Raw genomic sequence first — 2355 nt, 5'->3', positions numbered from 1 at the left:
GCGGCCGCAGTAGCGGCGGCTGATCCGCAGCCGCAGGCCCTCGCGGCGCCCACGGCCCCACCGGCCCGGGTGACCCCGTCGGCCGCGGTGGTGACCTGGGAGCCGGCGCCGCTGGATGAGACCCCGGCGACGTGGGGGCGTAAACAGACCGCGATCAAGGCGCTGAGCTTCGGGCTGGTCAAGCCCAAGCCGGGCCGTGAGGAACTCGCGCACCGGGAGAACGAGCGCCTGATCCGATCGGCCAACTGGCCGCGATCGGTACGGGTCGTGGTCGCCAACCCCAAGGGCGGCAGCGGCAAGACCCCGGTGTCGCTGGTGCTGGGCGGGGCGATGGCCCGGGTCCGCGGCGGCAACGTCGCCGTTTGGGACGCTGCGGACGCCCCCGGCACCCTGCACGTGGTCGCCGAGGGCACCGCCACGCGGTGCGTGGCCGAGATCGCCGCCGACCCCGACGGGTACGCCTACCCGGGCACGATCGCCGCGGTCGCCACCACCCAGACCACCGGCGCGGATGCTCTGGTGTCCCTGTCAGACCGGGAGTTCAACGGGGACACGGTCGCCCGGATCCAGTGGGCCCTGGACCGCACCTACCGCGTGTCGATCGCCGACACCGGCAACGTCTCGCACTCCTCGGCGTTTCGGCAGGTCATCGCCAGCGCCGACATCCTGGTCATCCCCACGGTCATCCAACAGGCGTCGGTCGACTCGGCGCTGCGACTGCTGCACCGACTGCAGGGTTCCAGCGACCTCGTGCAGCGGGCCGTCGTGGCGGTCCTGCACACCGGCGCCCCGCACACCCCGGGCCTGGCCGCCGCGATCGACGGACTGTTCCAGAACGCCGGGGTCGAGCAGCCCGAACACATCCCGTTCGACCGGCACATCGCCGCCAGCTCAACCATCACCTACGACCGGCTCAGCCGACCCTCGCAGCTCGCGTGGACCCGCCTGGCCACCGCCACCGTCGCCAACATCACCACCGCCTGAGCAGGAGCACCACGCCATGCAGCTCGCCAGCATCGCCCTGACCACCGTCTCCCACCTGACCGACTCCGGCACCAGCTACGCCGCCGCCATCGACAACCCGATCAACGGCCTCGTGCCGGACTTCAACGTCTTCGGCGCAGAGTTCACGACCTGGTGGCAGAAGCTCTTCGCCGGCCTGTGGGCCGCCGGTCTGATCGTCTCGATCGCGTTCCTGATCTTCGGGATCCTCGACCTTCGGCGGGCCACCGCCAACCATGTGCCCGGTCAGGCTGACGAGGCCAAGACCAAGGTCGGATGGTCCGCAGCCGCCGTCGGCGGCCTGGCCGGGCTGGGCGTCATCGTGACCGCGATCTTCACCGTCTTCGGCTGACCGTGTCGACCGTTCCCCCAGCCACCGCCAACCCCCACCCCGCCCAGCGGGTTGGGGGTTGGTGCGTTCCCCCACAGACGGAGAAACCGCGATGACGGCGCCCCACACCCCGCCCGGTATCACGCCCAGCGGCGGCCGCCGCGGATGGCGCCTGGCCGGCATCGGCGTGCTGATCATGGCCGCCGCCCTGGCCGTCGGTGTGGCCATCGGCACCGCGAACAGCCACAACGACCCAGGCGCGGCCGCGCCCCCGACGACTACCAGCACCGCACCGCGCACCACGTCAGCCGCTCCGACCTCGACGTCGGCGGCCAGCACTGCGAACCAGGCCAACGGCTGCCTCGGCGGCGCCGACCCCTTCGCCGCGATCCTGCCCGCCCAACAGGCCGCCTCACTGGACGCGTCGGGGGCGGCCGCCTTCGCTCGTACAGCCGCGCGATGGCTGGTGACCTACCCCTCGGACCCGAACTCAGCGGCGGTGCTCGACACGATCGTCGCGCCCGGGAGCGAGGCATTCCGGGCGAACGTCCTGGATGACCAGGCCAAGAACGCCCGCGACTTCGCTGCCCAGGGCTACATCGAAGGACGCGTCGTCGCCGATACCGGCAACTACCGGATGACTGGATTCACCACTCCGACCGATGCAACCGTCGACGTGATCGTTCAGCGTCAGATGACCCGTTCCGACGGTCGCGTCGAGACGATCAAGATGATCACCAGCTTCGCCCTCACCGTCACCAATGGGCATTGGTCGCTTGTCGGCACGATGCAGCCCCTGGGTGATGACCCGTGGGCCGACAGCCCGAGTAACCCGTGGCAGTCCTATGCCGGGGCCTGCTGATGCGCGCCGCGACTCGCCTTCTGATCATCGTTGCTGCCCTGATCGGAGCTCTCCTGACCGCTGCACCGGCGGCTCAGGCCGACCCGAGCAGCAGCCCGTCCGCGGACCCATCGAGCAACGACTACAACCCTCGGGCCTGGATGACCAAGTGGAACGCCGA

The 2355-nt window shown here is 70.7% G+C and carries 3 protein-coding genes; all 3 read left to right on the top strand.

From position 1 onward, the window contains the following. Positions 1–984 (top strand): MinD/ParA family ATP-binding protein (locus ACOJTC_RS06300; protein WP_420116136.1); only part of this gene is annotated, 984 nt, incomplete at its 5' end. Positions 985–1000: 16 nt separating this feature from the next. Then, positions 1001–1354 (top strand): hypothetical protein, encoded by a 354-nt coding sequence (locus ACOJTC_RS06295; RefSeq protein WP_420116135.1) that lies wholly within the window; start codon positions 1001–1003, stop codon positions 1352–1354. Between the two features lie 91 nt (positions 1355–1445). After that, a complete protein-coding gene (locus tag ACOJTC_RS06290; RefSeq protein ID WP_420116134.1) occupies positions 1446–2195 on the top strand; it encodes a hypothetical protein in 750 nt (249 codons plus the stop codon). Positions 2196–2355 lie beyond the last annotated feature (160 nt).

This window comes from Micromonospora sp. (genome assembly GCF_048594385.1).
Taxonomy (GTDB): Bacteria; Actinomycetota; Actinomycetes; order Mycobacteriales; family Micromonosporaceae; genus Micromonospora; species Micromonospora wenchangensis.
Note: the sequence above shows the minus strand (reverse complement) of the source record. Positions and strands in the feature narration are given on the sequence as shown.

What these genes read in the sequence shown, in the direction of transcription:
- ACOJTC_RS06295 (WP_420116135.1), top strand. Translation starts at nt 1,001, where the DNA reads ATGCAGCTCGCCAGCATCGCCCTGACCACCGTCTCCCACCTGACCGAC.
- ACOJTC_RS06290 (WP_420116134.1), top strand. Translation starts at nt 1,446, where the DNA reads ATGACGGCGCCCCACACCCCGCCCGGTATCACGCCCAGCGGCGGCCGC.